At 64.0% G+C, this 22,100-nt stretch carries 16 protein-coding genes; 4 read left to right on the top strand and 12 right to left on the bottom strand.

Annotated elements, in window-relative coordinates:
• Nucleotides 1–161: 161 nt before the first annotated feature.
• The gene (locus A9762_RS26160) at nt 162–368 is read left to right on the top strand and encodes a cold-shock protein (RefSeq protein WP_069344892.1); all 207 of its coding nucleotides are present in this window, start codon (nt 162–164) and stop codon (nt 366–368) included.
• A gap of 33 nt (nt 369–401) precedes the next feature.
• On the opposite strand, the gene truB is transcribed toward A9762_RS26160, so the two are convergent.
• From truB to scpB, 7 genes are all read right to left on the bottom strand, one after another.
• Nucleotides 402–1,388, bottom strand: a complete 987-nt coding sequence (gene truB / locus A9762_RS26155; RefSeq protein ID WP_069344891.1) for a tRNA pseudouridine(55) synthase TruB — start codon at nt 1,386–1,388, stop codon at nt 402–404.
• Between the two features lie 126 nt (nt 1,389–1,514).
• Entirely contained in the window at nt 1,515–1,955 is a 441-nt protein-coding gene (gene rbfA / locus A9762_RS26150; RefSeq protein ID WP_069344890.1) for a 30S ribosome-binding factor RbfA, read from the bottom strand.
• 83 nt (nt 1,956–2,038) lie between these two features.
• Nucleotides 2,039–5,008, bottom strand: a complete 2,970-nt coding sequence (gene infB, locus A9762_RS26145; protein ID WP_069344889.1) for a translation initiation factor IF-2 — start codon at nt 5,006–5,008, stop codon at nt 2,039–2,041.
• An 80-nt stretch (nt 5,009–5,088) separates the two neighbouring features.
• Nucleotides 5,089–6,564, bottom strand: a complete 1,476-nt coding sequence (gene nusA / locus A9762_RS26140; RefSeq protein WP_069344888.1) for a transcription termination factor NusA — start codon at nt 6,562–6,564, stop codon at nt 5,089–5,091.
• Nucleotides 6,561–7,019, bottom strand: a complete 459-nt coding sequence (rimP, locus tag A9762_RS26135) for a ribosome maturation factor RimP (RefSeq protein WP_044455501.1) — start codon at nt 7,017–7,019, stop codon at nt 6,561–6,563. Before rimP ends, nusA begins: the two co-directional genes overlap by 4 nt.
• A 367-nt stretch (nt 7,020–7,386) precedes the next feature.
• On the bottom strand, nt 7,387–9,225 hold the full coding sequence (locus tag A9762_RS26130) for a pseudouridine synthase (protein ID WP_069345020.1): 1,839 nt from the start codon (nt 9,223–9,225) through the stop codon (nt 7,387–7,389).
• A 180-nt stretch (nt 9,226–9,405) separates the two neighbouring features.
• Entirely contained in the window at nt 9,406–10,689 is a 1,284-nt protein-coding gene (scpB, locus tag A9762_RS26125; RefSeq protein ID WP_069344887.1) for an SMC-Scp complex subunit ScpB, read from the bottom strand.
• A gap of 340 nt (nt 10,690–11,029) precedes the next feature.
• On the opposite strand from scpB, the gene fnr reads away from it, so the two are divergent.
• Both fnr and A9762_RS26115 read left to right on the top strand, forming a co-directional pair.
• Nucleotides 11,030–11,776, top strand: a complete 747-nt coding sequence (gene fnr / locus A9762_RS26120) for a fumarate/nitrate reduction transcriptional regulator Fnr (RefSeq protein WP_069344886.1) — start codon at nt 11,030–11,032, stop codon at nt 11,774–11,776.
• A gap of 436 nt (nt 11,777–12,212) precedes the next feature.
• Nucleotides 12,213–12,635 carry a nuclear transport factor 2 family protein gene (locus tag A9762_RS26115; protein WP_170836341.1) on the top strand — a complete coding sequence of 141 codons (423 nt, stop codon included), beginning with the start codon at nt 12,213–12,215 and terminating at the stop codon, nt 12,633–12,635.
• A gap of 24 nt (nt 12,636–12,659) precedes the next feature.
• Here the strand turns inward: A9762_RS26115 and A9762_RS26110 are convergent, their stop codons facing one another.
• Nucleotides 12,660–13,595: a LysR family transcriptional regulator gene (locus tag A9762_RS26110; protein WP_069344884.1), complete on the bottom strand. Its 936-nt coding sequence runs from the start codon at nt 13,593–13,595 to the stop codon at nt 12,660–12,662.
• Between the two features lie 142 nt (nt 13,596–13,737).
• On the opposite strand from A9762_RS26110, the gene A9762_RS26105 reads away from it, so the two are divergent.
• Entirely contained in the window at nt 13,738–14,754 is a 1,017-nt protein-coding gene (locus tag A9762_RS26105; RefSeq protein WP_069344883.1) for a zinc-binding alcohol dehydrogenase family protein, read from the top strand.
• A gap of 238 nt (nt 14,755–14,992) precedes the next feature.
• Here A9762_RS26105 and A9762_RS26100 read toward each other — a convergent pair whose 3' ends face one another.
• The 4 genes from A9762_RS26100 to hrpA form a co-directional block, all read right to left on the bottom strand.
• The gene (locus A9762_RS26100) at nt 14,993–15,832 is read right to left on the bottom strand and encodes a molybdopterin-binding protein (protein WP_069344882.1); all 840 of its coding nucleotides are present in this window, start codon (nt 15,830–15,832) and stop codon (nt 14,993–14,995) included.
• An 86-nt stretch (nt 15,833–15,918) separates the two neighbouring features.
• Nucleotides 15,919–16,866, bottom strand: coding sequence for an EI24 domain-containing protein (locus tag A9762_RS26095; protein WP_240493721.1), 948 nt, complete (start codon nt 16,864–16,866; stop codon nt 15,919–15,921).
• Between the two features lie 75 nt (nt 16,867–16,941).
• The gene (locus tag A9762_RS26090; protein WP_069344881.1) at nt 16,942–17,937 is read right to left on the bottom strand and encodes a beta-propeller fold lactonase family protein; all 996 of its coding nucleotides are present in this window, start codon (nt 17,935–17,937) and stop codon (nt 16,942–16,944) included.
• Nucleotides 17,938–18,116: 179 nt separating this feature from the next.
• Nucleotides 18,117–22,100, bottom strand: a complete 3,984-nt coding sequence (gene hrpA / locus A9762_RS26085) for an ATP-dependent RNA helicase HrpA (protein ID WP_083254313.1) — start codon at nt 22,098–22,100, stop codon at nt 18,117–18,119.

The raw sequence follows: 22,100 nt of genomic DNA, 5'->3' as shown, positions 1-22,100 counted from the left end.
CAGGTTTGATCACGCCCTCTGCCCCCCTTTTGCTCACGCGCCCATTCGTCGTCCACCTACCTGACAACGTTGACAGTTACCGATCGCAGAAGCTGGTGCTGAAATAGCGGTAGGTTCGCGAGTTTTTTCCGAACCGCAACGCCAACGAAAAGGAGCGCACCATGCCGATGGGAACCGTTAAATGGTTTAATCCTGACAAAGGATTTGGCTTCATCACGCCAGACAATGGCGGGGAAGACGTGTTCGTCCATGCCGTTGCCATCCAGAGCAGCAACCCGGACAAATTTCTCACGGAAGGTCAAAAAGTCGAGTACCAGACGATCATGGGGCCCAAGGGCCTTCAGGCTGACAACGTCAAGCCGCGCTGAATTGCGGCGCGGCGCCACCAGCGCCGCCTCCCATCACTGCGTCTTGAGCAACCGCTGGGGTGTTAGCAGCGCTTCGCCGTCGAGGCGTGCAACGCCCAGCAGACGTGCAGCGGTGTCGGCGTTGGCTTCGGCGTAGACCTTGACTTCGATGCCGTCGTGCTCGGCAGCACATGCACGCAAGGGTGCGGGACAACGCAGATCGTCCAGACGCAGACGTTGCCCATGACTGAAGCGCTTCGCGAGCGTATCGTCGAGCCATACGGCGGGCAACGTCTTGAGCAACGCATCGACCGGGGCGAGCTTCTCGACGCGCTGTGCATGATCGAGCGCATTCAGGTATTCCAGCGTCACGGCGCCCTCAAGCGTGAGCGGACCGACCGCCGTACGTCGCAGCGCACGCAGATGTGCCCCGCAACCCAGCGCTTCACCGATGTCTTCCGCCAGCGTACGCACGTAAGTGCCTTTGCTGCACGTCACGCGGAACGTGAATTCGTTCTCCGCCGGCAACGCGCATTCCGTCATTTCCAGCAGATGGATCGTCACCGACCGCGCCTCTCGCTCGATGGTCTGACCGGCGCGGGCATACTCGTAAAGGGGTTTGCCGTCGCGCTTGAGTGCCGAGTACATCGGCGGCACCTGTGAAATCGGCCCGGTGAAGCGCGGTAATACGGCACGAATCGCGGCTTCGTCCACCTGCACCGGACGCGTTTGCAGCACCTCGCCTTCCGCGTCGCCCGTCGTTGTAGTCTCCCCCAGACGCACTCGCGCTTCGTACGTCTTGTCGGCTTCGAGCAAGTCCTGCGAGAACTTCGTCGCCTCACCGAAACAGAGTGGCAACAGCCCTGTCGCCAACGGATCGAGCGTGCCCGTGTGACCTGCCTTGAGCGCCTGAAGCGCACGCTTGGCCTTGATCAAGGCATCGTTGGACGACAGCCCCAGCGGCTTGTCGAGCAGCAACACACCGTCGAGCGGGAAACGAGGGAGCTTTTGGCGGGGTGCCTGCGAACGCGGGTCCGTCATGTGTGGGAATGACTTGAGAAATTCGAATGGGGTAACGCCGCGGCGCGCATCGACAGCGCTCGGGCATCGCAACACCGCCGGACTCGCTTTGCGCCAGCCCGGCAGGCTACGTTGTCAATCGACGACTTACTTGCCGTCGCCTTCCTTGTGATCGCCTTCAACGCCATCGTCGGCATCGTCGTCGGCTTGCGCATCTTGCGCATCTTCCTTCGCACGCGTGGCGTTGGCCGTATCGATCAGACGCGACATCTCGATGGCGCGTTCAATCGACTGGTCGAAGTGGAAATGCAGCGTCGGCACCGTGTGAATGTGCAAGCGCTTGAACAGCAGATTGCGCAGGTAGCCTGCGGCTTCGTTGAGCGCTTCGCCGGTCGCTTTCGGATCGCCGGTGAGCGTCGTGTAAAACACCTTCGCATGCGCGTAATCAGGCGTCACTTCCACGCTTTGCAGCGTGACCAGCCCAATGCGCGGGTCCTTCACTTCGCGCTGAATCAACTCCGAGAGATCACGCTGGATCTGATCGTTGATGCGAAGATTTCGACCGGGAACGCCACGTTTCTTTGCCATAACATACTCGCTAGTAATGCAATGGCCCACGCCACCGGTTTCCCGGCTTGGTGGGCCATTCCACTTCCGTTGTGCAAATCGCGTTACAGCGAGCGCGCAACTTCCGTGATTTCAAACGCTTCCAGTTGGTCGCCTTCCGTAATGTCGTTGAAGTTCTTCACCGACAGACCGCACTCGAAGCCTGACTTGACTTCCTTGACGTCATCCTTGAAGCGCTTGAGCGAATCCAGCTCGCCCGTGAAGATGACCACGTTGTCGCGCAGCACACGCACGTGCGACGAACGCTTGACGAAGCCGTCGAGCACCATACAGCCGGCCACCGTACCGACCTTCGGCACCTTGAACGTCTGACGCACTTCGACCATACCCGTGATTTCTTCCTTCTTCTCCGGCGCCAGCATGCCCGACATTGCTGCCTTCACCTCATCCACTGCGTCATAGATGATGTTGTAGTAGCGAATATCGATACCGTTCGACTCGGCCAGCTTGCGGGCCAGTGCATCGGCACGCGTGTTGAAGCCGATGATGACCGCCTTCGAAGCCGTTGCCAGGTTGACGTCGCTTTCGCTGATGCCACCGACCGCAGCGTGCACGATCTGCACACGCACTTCCGGCGTCGAGAGCTTGTTGAGCGACTGCGCCAGTGCTTCCTGCGAACCCTGAACGTCTGCCTTGATGATGAGGGGCAGCGTCTTGACTTCGCCTTCGGCCATCTGCTCGAACATGTTCTCCAGCTTCGCAGCTTGCTGCTTGGCCAGCTTCACGTCGCGGAACTTGCCCTGACGGAACAGTGCGATTTCACGTGCCTTGCGTTCGTCCTGAACCACCAGCACTTCTTCACCGGCGCCCGGCACTTCCGACAGACCCTGGATTTCGACCGGGATCGACGGACCTGCGTCCTTCGTGTTCTTGCCGGTTTCGTCCAGCATGGCGCGAACGCGACCGTAAGCCTGACCTGCCAGCACCATGTCGCCGCGCTTGAGCGTGCCCGACTGCACCAGAATCGTGGCGACCGGACCCTTACCCTTGTCCAGCTTCGCTTCGATCACGATACCCTTGGCCGGCGCTTCCACCGGTGCCTTCAACTCCAGCACTTCGGCTTGCAGCAGCACGTTCTCGAGCAGATCGTCGATACCCGTACCCGTCTTGGCCGACACCGGCACGAACGGCGAATCGCCACCGTACTCTTCCGGCACCACACCTTCGGCCACCAGTTCCTGCTTCACGCGGTCCGGGTTGGCTTCGGGCTTGTCGATCTTGTTGATCGCCACCACGATCGGCACACCGGCCGACTTCGCGTGGGCAATCGCTTCCTTCGTCTGCGGCATCACACCGTCGTCCGCCGCGACCACGAGAATCACGATGTCCGTTGCCTGTGCACCGCGAGCACGCATGGCCGTAAAGGCCTCGTGACCCGGCGTGTCGAGGAACGTCACCGTACCGCGCGGCGTGTCGACGTGATACGCACCGATGTGCTGCGTAATGCCGCCGGCTTCGCCCGACGCCACCTTGGCGCGACGGATGTAGTCCAGCAGCGAGGTCTTGCCGTGGTCGACGTGACCCATCACGGTCACCACCGGCGGACGCGGCAGCGCTTCGGCTTCCGTCACGTCGTTGCCGAGGTCGAGCAGCGTTTCCGGATCGTCCAGCTTGGCGGCGATTGCGCGGTGCCCGAGTTCCTCCACCACGATCATCGCCGTTTCCTGATCGAGCACCTGGTTGATGGTCACCATCTGGCCCATCTTCATCATCAGCTTGATGACTTCGGCGGCCTTGACCGACATCTTGTGCGCCAGATCGGCAACGCTGATCGTTTCCGGCACGTGCACATCACGCACGACCGGTTCGGTCGGTGCCTGGAATGCCTGACGATCGTCCTGCGAATGACGGTCGCCGCGACGGCCGCCACGGCCACCGCCGCGCCAGCCATCCGAACCACCGCTCGTATCGCCGCGCGTCTTCATGCCGCCACGCTTGTTGCGATTGTCGGTGTCCTTCTGCCAGGCGCCCGGCTTCTTGTCCTTCTTGTCGGCAGCACCCGCCGTCGTCGAGGCCGGCGCGGCGGCCGGCTTCTTGTCTGCCGGCTTGGCAGCCGCACCTTCCGGCTTGGCCGGCTTGTGCAACGTACCCTTCGCAGCATCGGGCTTCGCCGGCGCGGCGGCAGCAGGTGCCGGCTCCGGTGCCTTCAGCACGCGACGCGGTGCATTCATCATTTCGCGAATTGCGCGGGCTTCGGCTTCGGCCGCGGCACGACGCTTGCGAATCGCTTCTTCTTCGGCGCGCGCCTTGTCAGCCGCTGCGCTCGCCTTTTCGGCGGCTGCACGGGCTTCTTCGCTCGCCTTGCGAGCCTGCTCGCGCTCGGCGTCAGCCTTGGCGGCAGCGGCCTTCTCGGCTTGTGCTGCCTGCGCTGCCTTTTCGGCGTCGGCCTTGGCTGCCTTGTCGGCTTCCACTTGCGCCTGCTTTTCGGCTTCAGCGTCGGCTGCCTTGGCTTCGGCCTTCGCCTTCTGCTCTTCGGCTGCCTTCGCTGCTGCGGCTACGCGCTCCGCTTCCTCACGCACACGGCGCTCGGCAGCTTCCTTCTCTTCGCGCTCGCGACGCTCGGCCTCTTCGCGCTCCAGTTGTTCCTGGCGACGCTTGAGTTCGGCCGCTTCTGCTGCCAGACGCTCCGCTTCGCGGCGTGCGTCTTCTTCGCGCAGACGGAGGGCTTCGTCTTCGGCAGCCGCTGCAGCGTTCTCAGCGCCTTCCGCGACGTCGTCGCGCTTGACGAACGTGCGCTTCTTGCGCACTTCGACCTGAATCGTCCGCGCCTTACCGGTCGCGTCGGCCTGCTTGATTTCCGAGGTCTGGCGACGCGTCAGAGTAATCTTCTTTTTGTCGCCGTCGCCAGCGCCGTGCGATCGGCGCAGGTGCTCCAGCAGACGGGCCTTGTCGGCTTCCGTCACCGAATCGTCGGCGCTGAGTTTGTCCACGCCGGCGGCTTTGAGTTGCTCCAGCAACACGCCGGCCGGCATTTTCAGTTCTTCAGCAAATTGGGCTACGTTGATGCTCGCCATTCAAACCTCTTCAAGCAAGGCCAGGCGCCTTGCGGTTAACTTCAAAGTTCACTGTTCCATATGCATGCCGGGGCAGGTCATCATTGGAACCAGTGCTCTCGCGCTTTCATGATCAGGGCCTTGGCGGCTTCTTCGTCGACGCCCGTCATTTCGGTCAGTTCGTCGACAGCCAGTTCGGCCAGATCATCGCGCGTCTGAATTTCATGCTCGGCCAGTTTGGCCAGCAACTCCGGCGTCATGCCGTCGAGGCTCTTGAGATCGAGAGCGACACCTTCGACCTTCTCCTCGGTGGCAATCGCCTGCGTGAGCAGTGCGTCGCGCGCACGATTGCGCAGCTCGTGCACCGTGTCCTCGTCGAATGCTTCGATTTCGAGCATTTCGTTCAGGGGCACGTAGGCGATTTCTTCCAGGCTCGAGAAACCTTCCTCGATCAGGATGTCCGCCACTTCCTCATCCACATCGAGACGCTGCATGAACAACGTGCGCAGCGTGCCGCGCTCCTCGTTCTGCTTCTCGGCCGATTCGTCCGGCGTCATGATGTTGATCTGCCAGCCCGTCAGTTCCGACGCGAGACGCACGTTCTGACCGCTGCGACCGATCGCCACTGCCAGTTCGTTCTCGTCGACGACGACGTCCATGCTGTGCTTCTCTTCGTCCACGACGATCGACTGCACCGCCGCCGGCGCCAGCGCGCCGATCACGAATTGCGCGGGGTCTTCCGACCACAGCACGATATCGACGTTCTCGCCGCCAAGCTCGTTACGCACCGCCTGCACACGCGTGCCGCGAATGCCCACGCAAGTCCCGATCGGATCGATACGCTTGTCGTACGCCACGACGGCGATCTTGGCGCGCACGCCCGGATCACGAGCGGCCGACTTGATTTCCAGCAGACCCTGTTCGATTTCCGGCACTTCCATGCCGAACAGTTCGATCAGGAATTCGGGAGCGGTACGCGAGAGTTCGATTTGCGGGCCGCGAGCCGTACGGTCGACCTTCACGATGAACGCGCGAACGCGGTCGCCGATACGCAGGTTTTCCTTCGTGATGAGCTGATCGCGACGCAGCAGCGCTTCGACACGGCCCGACTCGACAATCAGGTTGCCCTTGTCGAGACGCTTGACCGTACCGGTCATAATCTTTTCGCCGCGCTCGAGGAAGTCCGACAGGATCTGCTCACGCTCGGCATCGCGAATGCGTTGCAAAATGACTTGCTTCGCAGCTTGCGCACCAATACGGCCGAACTCGACCGATTCCACCGGCTCTTCGATGAACTCGCCGATTTCGATCGAGGGATTTTCTTCCTTGGCTTCGAACGACAGGATCTGCTTGTCCGGCTCCTGCAAACCCGCTTCGTCCGGCACTACCAGCCAGCGACGAAAGCTCTCGTGCTCGCCCGACTCACGGTCGATGTGCACGCGAATGTCGACGTCTTCGGTGTAGCGCTTCTTGGTGGCCGAAGCCAATGCTGCTTCAAGCGCGCCGAACACGACATCCTTGTCGACGTTCTTTTCGCGCGCGAGCGCATCGACCAACAGCAATACTTCGCGACTCATCGTTTGCGACTCCTAAAATCAATCTGCGGCACAAGGCGCGCACGGTCAATATCCGCGAGGGTGAATTCGAGCAGCGCCGGGCCGCCCTTGCCTTCGAATTCAAGGCTCAAGTTTTCGCCTTGCGGCGCCTGCAAAATGCCGCGGAACTGCTTGCGGCCTTCAAGCGGCACACGCAACGTGAGACTCACTTCGACGCCGGCAAAACGCTCGAAGTCACGCAGCTTGCGCAGCGGACGGTCAAGCCCCGGCGACGACACTTCAAGTCGGTCGTAATTGACGTTCTCGACCATCAGGACGTGCGAGAGCTGACGGCTTACCGTCTCGCAGTCATCGATCGTGATGCCCTCCGGCTTGTCGATGTAGACGCGCAGCAGTCCGCCGCCGGCGCGCTCAAGATCGACCAGCTCGTAACCCAGGCCTTCGACCGTGGTCTCGATCAGTTCTGGCAATTGCAACTTTGCTCACCCTAGAAAAACTCGCGCGCATCAGCAGCGCCCGACATGTCTGCGCGCCCCGCATGGGACGTCGCACGATGCCCGCCTAGACCGTCCGGGCCGGTGTACCTGAGTCGGCACACCCACTCCCCGACACGGCGGCATCGGCCGCGCAAAACGCTCGCGGCAAAAAAAAATGGGCGAAACGCCCATTTCTTACAGCCTCATTGCGCATGAGGTGCGCGTCGCAGCAGAACGCCCGACACGCAAACCAGCTTATTCATTGATTTTATATGGTTTTGGCCCGATTTGCAACGCTTGGCGGCGGAAAAGCGTCCTGACCGAGCGCCGTTGCTACCTTGCTGCGCTGCAAAATCGGAGCACCCACTCAGCGGGATCGATTGCCGCCGCGGTTACCACGGTTGCCCTGGTTACCGCCGCCGCCACTCGCGCGATTTCCGCCGCGACTGCGATTGCCGTTTCCATTGCCGCCGTTACCACCGTAACCGCCGTTACCACCACCGCCACCATTGCCACCACGCGACTGGCCGCCGTAACCACCGCCCCCCGCGTTACCGCCACCGAAGCGGCGTCCCTCGCCGCGCGGCGAAGGCGTCTGCCCCGGATAGCCGCCGCTCGGACCGACGAACGCCGTCAGCGGATTGGCACGTGGGCGACGCGACTGACCCGGTTCGCGAGCGAACACGCCAAGGGCCGTCTGCATCGGATCCGGCTGACGACGCGGCTCCTTCGGTGCGCCGGCCTTGCCGCCGCGACCGCCGTTACCGCCGTTACGTGCGCCCTTCTCGTCCGACGCCGCCCCCGGCACCTTCATGCCGACCGCAGCGAACAGCGAGCGCACCTGCGCTTCGTCCATCTCTTCGTAACGGCCTCGCTTGAGGCCACGCGGCAGCGTCAGCGGACCGTAACGCGTACGGATCAGACGACTCACCATCAACCCTGCGGCGTCGAACATACGACGCACTTCGCGGTTACGACCTTCGGCCAGCGCCACGTGATACCAGTGGTTCGAGCCCTCGCCACCGCCGTCCTTCAAGCGCAGGAAGTTGGCCTCGCCATCGTCCAGCTTGATGCCGTGCAGCAGTTGCTGACGCGACGCTTCGCTCAACTGACCGACGGTGCGCACCGCGTACTCGCGCTCGATCTCATAGCGCGGGTGCATGAAGCGGTTCGCCAGATCGCCCGACGTCGTCAGGATCAGCAGACCTTCGGTGTTGAAATCGAGACGCCCGACTGCGAGCCATTTGGCCGTCTTCATCGGCGGCAGACGATCGAACACCGACGTGCGGCCTTCCGGATCGGAATGACTGACGATTTCGCCTGCCGGTTTGTGATACAGCAGCACGCGCGGCGGCTTGCTGGTGATACGGCGCTTGACGAGCTTGCCGTTGATACGAACCTGATCGGTCGGCAGAATGCGCTGGCCGATGTGCGCCGGTTCCGAGTTCACGGAGACGCGACCGGCGAGGATCAGCTCCTCCATCTCGCGACGCGAACCCATGCCGGCTTCGGCCAACACCTTATGCAGCTTCGGCGCTTCGTCGTCCGGAGACAGCACGCGACGGTCTGCCGGGCGGCGGCCGCGCTGAGCGCGTGCCGAAGCCGCGTTATCGCCTTCGCCGTCTTCCGCATCGAATCCACCCGACGTGACGAACGCGAACAGATCGCCATCACCCGAATTGCCTGCATTGCCAGCATTGCCGGCACCGCCCTTACCCCGCGCACCGCCAGCCGGTCCCTTGCGACCACGGCCTTGCGGCTTGCCGGACGGGCTCTGACCACCTTGGCCGCCCTGCGCGCCTTGTCCGCTCGGTCCGCCCTGTCCGCCTTGCGCACCTCGCTTCGCACGGCCGCCCGGTGCAGCGCCATTGGCGCCACCAGAGGGCTGCGGCTGTTGCGCATCGTCGCGCTTGGCACCACGCGGCTTGCGCGAGTTCGTGCGGGCACGCCCTTGCGCCGCCGAAGGCGCACCATCGGCATCCGACGCCTGCGGCGCATCTAGGGACGACGAGGACAACGCACCTTGCGCTGCGTCCGAACCGGCGACTTCACCGTTATCGTCGCCTTCGCGCTTGGCCTGCTGGGCCGCACGACGGCGGGCGATCAGACTGCGCGGACCACGGCGCAAACCGCGGCGCGACGCCTTTTCATCGCCGCCCTCGCCTTCCGGCGAACGTGCATCGGCACCGGCATCGCGTGCGTGCAGGTCCTGGGATTCTTCGTTTTGTTTCAACACAACCTCATTGGAAAACGGGATCGTTGCGGGCAGGCGTAAATCGCTGCCCTGATCCGTGTTCGCACCATGAATGCGCGGCAAATGCGTGCCGCGGCTTCGTTCTTATCGCAAACGGCCCTTCGGGTGAGTACGGCGCCAGGCGCCGCCGCCTCAGGTACCGGTGACGAGATTCTTGTCGTCCCCGTCGTTCTCGTCGTCATCCAGCGCACCGGGCGTGGGCTGCCCGGCAGCGGCTTCGTTCGCTGCCGAGTCGACAGCGTGCGGGGAAACCTCTTGCGCCAACGACGCTGCGGGATCTGCCGCATGCGTCGTGCCTTCTTCCGTACCGGCGTCCTGCATATCTTGCGGCGAATCCTCGCCGACAGGAACGACAGCCTCCGATACTTCGGAAAATTCCTTGTATTGCGCGACGTCGTCATCCGACCGCTCGCCATCGAGCCCGGCCGATGCATCGTCGCGCCAATCGTCATCGCTCACATCGGCCACGCCGGACACATCGCCTTGCGGCATGCTGTCCTGCTCACTGACGTGCGCCGGTTCGTCGAGTTCCTCGGTATCCGGGGAAATTTCGGCAGACGGGCCAATCTCGGCATCGTCCGACGTATCGACGACAACGTCCGTCGCGACCGGCTGCCCGGCATCCGTCGACGATTCCGCCTCGGCTTCGGCCAACACGGCGTCCAGCAAGGCATCTTCCGTCACCGCCTCGCCAGCGTCGCCGCCAGGCGGAAGCGGACGCTGATCCTCCGGCAATCCTTGTGCGAGCGGCAGATCGTCGGCGCGTGTCTGCGCCAGCAGCGCAAGTGCTTCGGCGTCGGCGACCGGCGCATCATCAGACACCGCCTCGTCACCGTCATCCCCCTCGGCACGCTCGCCGAATTCGATGTTCTGCTGCGCGAGCAAATCGATCTGCGCCTGCGCCGCCGGATCTTCCAGCGGCGGCAGCGCATCGAGCGCGCGCAAGCCCAGATCGTCGAGGAAGTCCTTGGTCGTGGCGTACAGGCCGGGGCGTCCCGGCACGTCGCGGTGACCAATCACCTCGATCCAGCCACGATCCTCGAGCTGCTTGATGATCTGCGTATTGACCGTTACGCCGCGAATCTCTTCGATATCGCCGCGCGTGACCGGCTGGCGATACGCAATGATCGCTAGCGTCTCCATCACGGCGCGCGAGTACTTCGGCGGCTTCTCCGGATTGAGGCGGTCAAGGTATTCACGCATGCGCGGACGGCTCTGGAAACGCCAGCCGGTGGCCAGTGCCACCAATTCCACACCTCGGCCATCCCATTGCACGCGGATTTCCTCGAGCAGCGCGCGCACCGTGTCACCGGACACGGCGTCATTGAAAAGCTTACGCAGATCGCCGACCTTGAGCGGCTCCTGCGCGCAAATCAACGCGGTCTCGAGGACGAGTTTCGCCTCTTGGGTATTCATGTGCGACTAAGCAGACCGGGGGCTTGGCAACCCGGTATCAGGAATAAATGGATGCTTGGAACACGAGAAACGGTCGTCGATCGAAAAAACAACCGCTTCGCATAAGCGCGCGCCCTTTTGTGTTCGGTCGTAGTGACGGCGGCGCGACCAGAATGCTTCGAAACGACCTGCCGGGAAAACGCCCAGGCCGATAGTGCGGCGAGACGGACGTCCGGTATGTGCGCAATTATTACTGAAACACTGACGCCCGTAAAGCATCGTCGAAACCTCGGCGTCCCGCCAGCCGAAATAGCGAGTCGACGCCTCATGGTAAACTCTCAAAATAACTTCAGGGGCCACCATGACCACCGAGATCGGTCGCATTCCCGGCAACCCCATTCCGGTTGCCCAGCCTCGTTGTTCCACCTGCTCACTGGGGCAGTTCTGCCTGCCCGTCGGCATCCCTGAGCCGGAGCTGGAACGACTTGACGCACTCGTCAGCGAGCGCCGCCGCCTCAAGAAAGGCGAAGTGCTTTATCACGCCAACGATGATCTGAACGCCGTCTACGGCATTCGCTTCGGGTCGCTCAAGAGCTGCGTCACGGCCCCCGATGGCCGCGAGCAGGTCGTCGGCTTTCACCTCCAGGGCGAGTTGATCGGTCTGGATGCCGTCGCCGACAACCATCATCCGACGACCGCCGTCGCGCTGGAAGACAGCGAACTTTGCATCGCCCGCTTCAACGAGTTGGAGACGCTGTCGCGTCAGGTGCCGTCGCTACAGCGCCAGTTGCATCGCCTGATGAGTCAGGAAATCCGTAACGAGCACCAGCAACTGCTTGCGCTCGGGACGATGCGCGCCGAGGAACGTCTGGCCGTTTTCCTCCTGAATCTGTCGGAGCGGCTGTCGGCGCGCGGTTACGCGGCGAACGAGTTCGTGCTGCGCATGAGCCGCGAAGAAATCGGAAGCTTCCTCGGCCTCAAGCTGGAGACGGTCAGCCGCCTGTTCTCGCGCTTCGCGCAGAACGGCATGATCGAAATCCGCCAGCGTCACGTCAAGATCATCGACGGTGTCGCCCTGCGCGAGCTCGCCGGCGTGCATCACTGCTGATCCGGCGTCCGGGGGCGCACGAGCGCCCCCGCTCCCGCGCCCCCTCACCGGCTCGCACTTCCCCTAACTTCCCCGCACGATTCACTCGTTTCGCTCGCTTCGTTACCGTCCCATCGCTCGGACGGCACTTCTGCGTTACCCATAAGCTACCGGCCCAGCCCGGTGGATGCCTTGCGCCAGATCAAACGTCGCTCACCGCGCGCCCATCTGCCAGCCGCGGGCTTTCGGCACATCAGCCAATCCGGCACCCGCAGGCACCGCCGGGCAAATCAGGCCCCTGCTGCCCGCCACGACGACCCGCGGCAACACCAATCCGTCGCGCGTTCGACAAGCCCGGGCAAACCCTCCATAATCGGCGCGTTCACCACGCGGCACATCCGCCGGGCGGTGTTTCGAGCGTTGGACCCCGACGGAGGCCGTCGTTATGCCCGCAACCATATTTCTTAGCCCGGAAGACGCCGAGCACGCGTTCTACGAAGCGTTGCGCGCCGGCGACACCGATACGCTGATGGACGTCTGGTCGGAAGACGAGGAAGTCGTCTGCATCCATCCCTCGGGCCCCCGCCAGGTCGGCCCCGCGGCCGTACGCGCGAGTTGGCGGCAAATTCTCACCAAAGGCGGCCTTCAGGTAACGGTCAGTCACCTTCAAGTCGCGCACAACCCGCTGTGCGCCGTCCACAACGTGCTTGAGCAGATACAGGTCGAAACCCGTCCGGAAGCGCGTTACGCGTTCGTGCTGGCGACCAACGTCTACCTGAAGGAGGCAGACGGCTGGCGGCTCGTGTTGCACCACGCCAGCCCCGCCATCGGCCACGAGGATACGGGCACGCAATTGCCTCGCACGCATCGCCTGCATTGAGGCGTACCCCGCCACGTCGCCACGTCACCGTCTCAGCGCGGTTCCGTTGTCCACGCCGGCGTCCACATCCCAATACGGCACGGGACCGAAACGTTCCTGCAGAAATTCGATGAGCGCATGGGTTTTCGGCGGCACGAAGGCCCGGCTCGGATAGACCGCCCAGATAGCGACCTCCTCCGCCAGCGGGTACGCGGGCAGCACCGGCACGAGTTCGCCGTGCTTCAGATGCGCCCCGATATCCCACGTCGACTTGAGCGCAATGCCAATGCCGGCGAGTACCGCGTCGCGCAACACCTCGCCGTTATCGGAAGCCAGACGCCCGCTCACGCGCACATTCAACGTGCCGCCCGGCGTCACGAAGCGCCAGTCGCGCTGATCCCCGAGAATCAGACAGTCGTGAGCGGCGAGATCCCCCGGATGCCGGGGCGTGCCGTGCGCCGCCAGATAGGCGGGAGACGCACACAGTGTGCGCGTATTCGACGCGAGCTTTCGGGCGACCAGCGTCGAATCCCGCAGGGCACCGACACGAATGGCGAGATCCACCCCTTCCTCCAGCAGATCGACGACACGATCCGTGAGCCGGAAATCCAGCGAAATCCCGGGATAGCGCTCGAGAAACGCCGGCAGTGCCGGGGAGACGTGCTGCCGCCCGAACGACGATGAGCACGACACCCGCAAACGCCCTTGTGGCGCAGCCAGCCCTTGCCCGACGCTCGCCAGCGCCTGCGCTTCGGCCACGAGCAACGCCTGCGCCTGCAGCAGAAACACCTCGCCCTCCTGCGTGAGCGCGACGCGCCGTGTCGTCCGGTGCAGCAAGCGGGCGCCCAGCGCGGTCTCCAGTTGCACCAGACGCGTGCTGGCCGCCGCCGGGGACAAGCCCCGCTCGCGCCCCGCCGCCGACACGTTTCCCAGCGCGGCCACCCGAACGAACAACGCTACGGTATCGAGGTCCAAGGACATTTATCGGAATTTCCAAAAAATCTTTTCCGCATTATCCGAATTATCAAAGCAATCGACTAGCCGTAATCTCTCGTTATCGGATTCGGCGCGTCGCCAGATCGCCACAAGGCGGGCGACGGGCCGCCACTTCAGGAGAAAGCACATGAAAGCCATTGGATTGACCCGTTACCTGCCGATCGACGACCCGAAGTCGCTCGAAGACATCGAACTCCCCACCCCGACGCCCGCCGGTCGCGACGTGCTGGTCAAGGTCGAAGCCATTTCCGTCAATCCGGTCGACACCAAGGTGCGCGCCCCGAAGGACAAGACCGAAGCCACGCCGCGCGTGCTGGGTTGGGACGCCGCCGGAACCGTTGCCGCCATCGGGCCGGAAGTGACCCTCTTCAAGGTCGGCGACCCGGTCTACTACGCCGGCAGCATCACGCGCCCCGGCGCGAACAGCGAATTCCATCTGGTGGACGAACGGATCGTGGGCCACATGCCGACGTCGCTCGACTTCGCGAACGCGGCCGCACTGCCGCTCACGACGATCACCGCGTGGGAAGCCCTGTTCGATCGTCTGGGCATCGCACCGGACGGCAGCGACGAAGGCAAGTCGATCCTGATCGTGGGCGGCGCAGGCGGTGTGGGGTCCATCGCCATTCAGCTGGCCCGCCGACTGGCGAAGCTGACGATCGTGGCGACCGCCTCGCGGCCGGAGTCGGGCGACTGGTGCCGTCAACTCGGCGCGCAGCACGTCATCGATCACTATCAAGACATGCCCACGCAGTTGAAGGCCATCGGTCTGCCGCAGGTGGATTTCGTGCTGTGCCTGAACGATACGGACACACACTTCCCCGCAATGGCCGAGGCCGTCGCCCCGCAAGGCAAGATCTGCTCGATCGTGGAGAACGCCGGGCCGCTCGAAATCGGTTTGCTCAAGAGCAAGAGCGCCACATTCGTCTGGGAGTTCATGTTCACGCGCGCCATGTACGAGACGCCGGACATGATCGCGCAGCACAAGCTCCTGACCGAAGTCGCGCGACTGGTCGACGCCGGCACGCTGCGCACCACGGTCGGCGAGGTGCTGGGCCCGATCAACGCCACCAACCTGCGACGCGCCCACGCGCAACTCGAAGGCGGCCGCACCATCGGCAAGCTCGTGCTCGCCGGGTTCTGACCGGGTTCCGACCGGGTTATAAGTCACGCCGCCACGGCAGCACACGCACCGGCAAGCGGCTAGCCGCTTGCCAATCACGGCGGCGCGACGATTGGTGACGCGCGTGCGCCAGCATGCATTCCCCGCAGAAACAAAACGGCGCTTGCCCCATCGAGGCAAGCGCCGTTTCGCTGTTCAAATCCGCTCAGACCGCCGCCGAACGCATCAGGCGTCCCGCGACGGACTCACGATCCCATCGTCATTTGGCCGACGGTACCGTCCCCTCCGGCAACGCGACCGCCTCGGCCGGATGCACGATCTCGCCGCCCAGCGCATTCACGCCCGCCATCAGACGCTCGAACGCCGCACCGACCAGCGTGGGATCGCCCTTCACGCCGAGATCGATGTGACGACGTGCGTAAATCGCGCCACGTTCGGCGTCGCCCACGCTCGGCAGACTGAACACCTTGATGCCGTCGTACTCCGCTTCGATGGCTTCCATGAGCGGCGTGAGCGTCGATTCGGCCAGTCCGAACACGAGCACCGAACGCTCGGCGTGCTTCGTCAGGTGATGCAGGTCGGCGTAGTAGGTATCGAGCGCCCAGGCCATCATCGGCCACGCCATGACCGGAAAGCCCGGCATGAAGTGATGCTGCTCGACGGAGAACCCCGGAATCTTGTTATACGGATTCGGCAGCACACGTGCGCCGACCGGGAACTCGCCCATCTTCAGACGATGGCGGTTATCGGGCAGCGACATGTCCGCAACGCCATCGGGGCTCGTGTCGGCAATACGTTCCATGATGAGCGCTTCGGCTTCCGGCGTGAGCGCCAGCGGCACGTTGAGCGCCGCCGCCGCGCACTGGCGAGTGTGGTCGTCCGGCGTGGCGCCGATACCCCCGGTCACGAACACGATGTCGTCGCTGGCGAACGTGCGGCGCAGCGTGGCCGTGATGCGCGCCGGATCGTCGCCGACATACTCGGCCCAGCCAAGCTGCATGCCGCGCTCGGTGAGCAATTCGATGAACTTGGGCAGATGCTTGTCGTGACGGCGTCCCGAGAGGATTTCGTCGCCGATGATGATGATGCCGACCGCCATGATGCTTCCTTTCTCTTGTCGTCAGTGCCTGGGGGATTGCGTCGCGCCGAGCCTCGGGCGCGTGCCATTCGACGATTGTGCCACTTTCACGGCGAACCGTTGGGGGAGCGTGGCCCCGGCAAAAGGGGCGACTCCGGGGATTCCGGCAATGCCTGCGCCGGCGGCAGATCTTCGCTCTCGGACGTCGGCATGCCAGCCACCGGCAGCACGGTTCCGGCAAACACCGGCTCGCGGTGCGCCTCTTCCGCGCGCATGCGCGACAACGCCCGCAGGCAATAGTGGGCGAACCACAGCGCCGAGAACACGAAGATCACCACGTACAGCCAGATCGCCAGCAGCGCAATGACCGGGAACAACACGATCATGATGACGGATGAGACCCACAGCAGCGTCGGCAACGAGCCGAGCAAACCGGTAGCCACGCCGATCACGAGCAACGGCAGCCGCTTCTCGCGCACCAGCCTGCGCCGCTCCTCTGGACTCGCGTGAAACGCCAGCGCGTCGTAAGTCATCACCCGATAGGTCAACCAGCCCCACAGCAACGGCGGCACGATGGCGAAAAACGGCGGCACCAGCCAGAGCGGCAGCGTGACGAGCGCGGCGATCAGAAACACGACCGTCGCACCGAGCGACTGACCGAGGCTGCCCCAGAACGAGCCGCCCTGCCGGGCTTCGAGATGAATGAAGTGACGGCGCGACAGATGCCGCAGCACCGCCGGCATCGACCAGCCCGCAATGAGCAGCAGCGCGGTCACGACGATCAGGGGGACGAGCAGCGCCACCAGGATGAACGGCGCGAGCGCCATGCGCACGCTGTCCACCCCGAAATAGCCGAAGAAGCGGTAAATCCACTGCGTGAATTCCCACTGTTCAAGCCAGACGCGAAGGAAATCGGTGAACGGTTCCCATCCGAACCAGATCACGGCGCCCCAGAGAAGACCGGAGACGATGAAGGGCATTGCGGTGAGCCACAGCATGCGCGGATGCAGCAGACTCACGAGCGCGCGGCCGAGCGCGCGAAGAATATCGTTCATTCAGGTGCTGTACGAACCGAAACGGGCGTCGCGAGGACACCCGTTCGGCAGAGCCTTGGGAGTAAGGCCTTGATGTTACAGCACCGGTGCGCGGTCGTAGAAATAGATCCCGTGCGGCGAGCGTCCGACCGGAATCGTATTGATCAGCTTGCGCGACGTCAGATCGATGATGCCGACCTTGCGCGCCCAGCGGAACGTGACCCACAGCGTCTTCTTGTCGGCGGTGAGTTCCATGTCGTCCGGCCCCGGCAGCAGCCCGGTGATGTTGCCCACGTTCGTGAGCGAGTCCTGATCGATGATGCTGATCGTGCTCGACACCCGGTTCGAGATCAGCACGTGCTTGCCGTCGGCGAGCGAGCGGAAGTTGTGCGCGCCCTTGCCCGTCGGAATCGTCTTGACGACCTTCTGGTTACGCCAGTCGACCACCGCGGCATAGTCCGCACCGGTCATGCCCACGAGCAGATACTTGTCGTTCGGCGTGAGCCACACGCCCGCCGGGCTGTCACCGACCTTCATCTTCCAGATCACCTTCTGGGTGGCCAGATCGATGGCGGCGACCTCGTTCGATTCCTGCAACGAGATGAACACGAGCTTGCTGTCCTGCGTGAACACGAGGTGGCTCGGCATCTTCTTGATGGGAATCCGCTGGGCGACGCTCAGGTTCTTGCCGTCGAAGCGGTACACGTCCACCCGATCCAGACGCAGCGCATTGGCCACGAACCACTTCTTGTCCGGCGAAAAGCCGATCTGGTACGGATCCTCGATGTTCTCGATCTTGCGCTGGATCTGCCCCGTCTTCGGATCGAGGAAGACGAGGTTGTTGCCGACCGAATTGGCGACGATGAGCGACTGGTTGTCGGGCGTCGCCATCAGGTGATGCGGCTCCTTGCCGACCGGGAACGTCTGAATCACCTTCTGCGTGGCCTTGTCGATCAGGCTGACACTGGCGTCGGCCGAGTTCAGCACGACCACGACGCTGTCGGGCGCAGGGGCGGCCGCCCGGGCCGGAGCGGACAGCGCCGCAAGACCGAAGGAAGCTGCCAGAGCGGCAGCGAGCAGAAGTTTGCGCATCACGAAGTCTCTGGAAAAAGTCTCGCTATTGTAGGCCGGGAACGCACCGCCAAGGCGCGCCCCACCTACATTTTTTGATCAGGCGAAACACGATTCCGACACTTCATGACCTGGCGCAAATCGCGACAGGCCCGGATGGCCCCGGCAACGTGACACCGACGCCATAGCGCCACGCCATGTCAGCGCTGCAACGCCTCCCAGACCTTGTGCAGACGTTTGACCGACACCGGCATCGGCGTGCGCAACTCCTGTGCGAAGAGCGAGACCCGCAACTCTTCGAGCAGCCAGCGGAACTCGTCGAGCCGCACGTCGCCATGATCGCGTCGTTGCGATGTCGCGCGCTGCCAGTTTTGCAGCAATGGCCCCAGTTCGCTCATGGCTCGTGCGTCGCGGGTCGGATCGGCCTTGAGCTTGTCGATACGGCCCGTCATCGCTTTCAGATAGCGCGGGAAATGCGCCAGTTGCGCGTACGGCGTGTCGATCAGGAAGCGCTTGCCGATCAGCCGCTGCAACTGCGCCGTCAGATCGGCGTACGCCTGCGCGAACGGCTTGGCCTGCGCCAGCTTCTTCTGTAGCGCTGCATACTCGGTCAGAATCTGTCCGGCCAGCCGCGCGATCTCCTGCGCGAGCAACGTCAGACGTCCCCGCCCTTCGTCCTTGCGCGCCACGAACGACGCATTGTCGCTCGGCCACGGCAACTGCAAACAGGCGCGCTCCAGCGCCAGATCGACAATCTGGTCGCGCAGTTCCTCCTGCGTGCCGAGACTCATGTATTGCATGGCCATCTGCTGCAAACCGGGGATGTTCTTCTCGAGGTACTTCACCTGCTCGCGCAACTGGATCGCGAAAAGACGTCGCAGACCGGCACGATGCTGGCGCTGCGCCTCGTCCGGGTCGTCGAACACTTCCAGATCGCAATGGTCTGCCCGGTCGACGAGCGCCGGGTAGCCGAACAGCGTCTGTCCGCCCCGCCGGATCTCGAGCATTTCCGGCAGTTCGCCGAAGCTCCACGTCGTGAGGTTGTCGTAACGACCGGGTTCGACGGCCGACGACGACGAAGCGGTTGGCGCCGCGACTTTGCCAGTCCCCTTGCCCGACTGACCGGCCTTCGCGCCATCACGCCCGCCTTGGCCTTGCGCTGGCCCGGCGTCCGCCGACACGACACCGGTCGGCGTCGCCCCGCTCTTCGCCGCGAGTTGCTGGAAGGTACGTTGCGCCTGCTGGCCGAGTTCGGCGCGCAGTTGTGCAAGGTTGCGCCCCATCCCGAGCTGACGCCCGTGCTCGTCGATCACCTTGAAGTTCATCGACAGGTGCGCCGGGAGCACTTCCAGCTTGAAGTCGCTCGACTTGAGCATGACGCCGGTCAACTCGCGCGCGTCGGCCATCAGGGCGTCGAGCAACGCCCCCTGCCCGAACGTCGCCCGGTCGACGAAGCCTGCCGCGTATTCCGGCAACGGCACGAAGTGACGGCGCAGCTTCTGCGGCAACGACTTCATCAGCAGGTGCGCCTTCTCCTTGAGCATGCCCGGCACCAGCCACTCGCAGCGGCGGGCGTCGACCTGATTGAGCGCGTAGAGGGGCACGGCGAGCGTGACACCGTCGCGCGGCGTACCCGGCTCGAAGTGGTACGTGAGCGCCATTTCGATGCCCGCGATCGCCGTCTTCTTCGGGAAGAGGTCGGTCGTCACGCCCGCTGCCTCGTGACGCATCAGATCGTCGCGCACGAGATAGAGCAGTTTCGGCGCGCCCTTCGACGTCTCCCGATACCAATGCTCGAAGCTCGCGCCGTCGTACAGATCGGCGGGCACGTGCGCGTCGTAGTACGCGTAGATCAGTTCGTCGTCGACCAGCACGTCCTGACGACGCGACTTGTGTTCGAGTTGCTCGATGTCCGCGATGAGCTTGCGGTTATGCGCGTAGAACGGGAGCTTCGTTTCCCATTCGCCTTCGACGAGGGCGCTGCGCAGGAAAATCTCACGCGCACGACGCGGATCGCGCGGGCCGAAGTTCATGCGTCGGCGGGCGTAGATCGTCAGGCCGTAGAGCGTGCCGCGCTCGTAGGCGACGACCTGCGCGGCCTTCTTCTCCCAGTGCGCGTCGGACAGCGACGTCTTCACCAGATGCTTGCCCACGCGCTCGATCCACTCCGGTTCGATGCGCGCGATGCAGCGTGCGTAGAGGCGGCTCGTCTCGACGAGTTCGCCGGCCATCACCCAGCGTCCGGCCTTCTTGACGAGCGAGGACCCCGGCCAGATGTGGAACTTGATGCCGTGTGCGCCTAGGAAGTGCGGATCGTCGTCGGCCTTGCAGCCGATATTGCCGAGCAACCCCGCGAGCAAGGCCAGATGCACTTGCTCGTAGGTCGCCTCGGACTCGTTGAGGCGCCAGCCTTGCTCGCGCACCACGGTGAGCAACTGGCTGTGCACGTCGCGCCATTCGCGCAGCCGCAGTTGCGACAGGAAGTTCTCGCGGCACGCCTGTGCGAGCAGACGGTTCGACTTCTTGTGCGCGATAGCCTCTTCGAACCACTTCCAGATCTTGATCCAGGAAAGGAATTCGGACCGCTCGTCGGCGAACTTCTTATGGGCGTTGTCGGCGGCGTCCTGCGCTTCGATCGGCCGGTCGCGCGGGTCCTGCACGGCCAGACCGCTGGCGATGATCAGCACTTCGCGCAGCGACTGCTGGTCGCGCGCGGCGAGGATCATGCGCCCCACGCGCGGGTCCAGCGGCAGACGCGCCAGTTCGCGACCGAGCGGCGTGAGCTGATTGGCGTCGTCGACGGCGCCCAGTTCGTTCAGCAACTGATAGCCGTCGGCGATGGCGCGGCCCGGCGGCGGCTCGATGAACGGGAATTCCTCGACCTTCGCGAGTCGCAGCGACTGCATCCGCAAGATGACGGCGGCCAGCGACGAGCGCAGGATTTCCGGATCGGTAAAGCGCGCGCGCGACTGGAAGTCGGCTTCGTCGTACAGACGGATACACACGCCGTCGGCCACACGGCCGCATCGCCCTGCCCGCTGGTTGGCCGCCGCCTGCGAGATCGACTCGATCTGCAACTGCTCGACCTTGTTGCGGTACGAGTAGCGCTTCACGCGCGCCGTGCCCGCGTCGACGACATAACGGATGCCCGGCACGGTCAGCGACGTCTCGGCGACGTTGGTGGCGAGCACGATGCGTCGCGCGTTGGACGGCTTGAACACCCGCTCCTGATCGGTCGCCGACAGGCGCGCGAACAGCGGCAGAATCTCGGTGTGCGGCGGATGGTGCTTGCGCAGCGATTCGGCCGCCTCGCGAATTTCGCGCTCGCCGGGCAGGAAGACGAGCACGTCGCCCGAGCCTTCACGACAGAGTTCGTCGACGGCGTCGACGATGCCGTCCATCAGATCGCGTTCGCGGTCGCGCGCGCTGGCGCGGCTGCCCTCGCGTGCATCACGTCCTTCACGTCCCTCGGCGTTCGCGATGCGCACGTCGTCCTGAATCGGTCGATAGCGCACCTCGACCGGATACAGACGTCCGCTCACTTCGATGACCGGTGCCGGACGCAGCGCCTCCCCCTCGCCCGTGCCGAAGTGGCGGGCGAAGCGGTCGGCGTCGATGGTCGCCGAGGTGATGATGACCTTCAGATCGGGGCGGCGCGGCAGCAACTGCTTGAGATAGCCGAGCAGGAAGTCGATGTTCAGACTGCGCTCGTGCGCCTCGTCGATGATGATAGTGTCGTACGCACGCAACAGCGGATCGGTCTGCGTCTCGGCGAGCAGAATCCCGTCCGTCATCAGTTTGACGGACGCGCCATTCGAGAGCGTGTCGTTGAAGCGCACCTTGAAGCCGACGATTTCGCCCAACGGCGTGTTCAGTTCGTCGGCAATGCGGCGTGCCGTGGCCGAGGCGGCGATCCGGCGCGGTTGCGTGTGCCCGATGAGGCCGGTGCCGCCCGCGCCCAGGCCGCGCCCCAGCGCCAGACAAATCTTGGGAAGCTGTGTGGTCTTGCCCGAGCCGGTCTCACCGCTCACGATCACGACCTGATGGCCGGCGATAGCGCGCGCGATCTCCTCGCGTCGGCCGGACACCGGCAGCGCTTCGGGGAAGGCGATCTCCGGCACACGGTTGGCAGCGGCCTGCCGGGCGGCCAGACGTTCGGCATCGCGTTTGACGCGTTCCGCCAG

The organism is Pandoraea sp. ISTKB, assembly GCF_001721285.1.
GTDB lineage: Bacteria > Pseudomonadota > Gammaproteobacteria > Burkholderiales > Burkholderiaceae > Pandoraea > Pandoraea capi.
The sequence above is the reverse complement of the archived record's forward strand: the minus strand, read 5'-3'. Positions and strand labels throughout refer to the sequence as shown.

Bases quoted from the DNA above. Each gene is read 5' to 3' on its own strand.
- A9762_RS26160 (WP_069344892.1), top strand. From the start codon at position 162: ATGCCGATGGGAACCGTTAAATGGTTTAATCCTGACAAAGGATTTGGC.
- truB (WP_069344891.1), bottom strand. From the start codon at position 1,388: ATGACGGACCCGCGTTCGCAGGCACCCCGCCAAAAGCTCCCTCGTTTC.
- rbfA (WP_069344890.1), bottom strand. From the start codon at position 1,955: ATGGCAAAGAAACGTGGCGTTCCCGGTCGAAATCTTCGCATCAACGAT.
- infB (WP_069344889.1), bottom strand. From the start codon at position 5,008: ATGGCGAGCATCAACGTAGCCCAATTTGCTGAAGAACTGAAAATGCCG.
- nusA (WP_069344888.1), bottom strand. From the start codon at position 6,564: ATGAGTCGCGAAGTATTGCTGTTGGTCGATGCGCTCGCGCGCGAAAAG.
- scpB (WP_069344887.1), bottom strand. From the start codon at position 10,689: ATGAATACCCAAGAGGCGAAACTCGTCCTCGAGACCGCGTTGATTTGC.
- fnr (WP_069344886.1), top strand. From the start codon at position 11,030: ATGACCACCGAGATCGGTCGCATTCCCGGCAACCCCATTCCGGTTGCC.
- A9762_RS26110 (WP_069344884.1), bottom strand. From the start codon at position 13,595: ATGTCCTTGGACCTCGATACCGTAGCGTTGTTCGTTCGGGTGGCCGCG.
- A9762_RS26105 (WP_069344883.1), top strand. From the start codon at position 13,738: ATGAAAGCCATTGGATTGACCCGTTACCTGCCGATCGACGACCCGAAG.
- A9762_RS26100 (WP_069344882.1), bottom strand. From the start codon at position 15,832: ATGGCGGTCGGCATCATCATCATCGGCGACGAAATCCTCTCGGGACGC.
- A9762_RS26095 (WP_240493721.1), bottom strand. From the start codon at position 16,866: ATGAACGATATTCTTCGCGCGCTCGGCCGCGCGCTCGTGAGTCTGCTG.
- A9762_RS26090 (WP_069344881.1), bottom strand. From the start codon at position 17,937: ATGCGCAAACTTCTGCTCGCTGCCGCTCTGGCAGCTTCCTTCGGTCTT.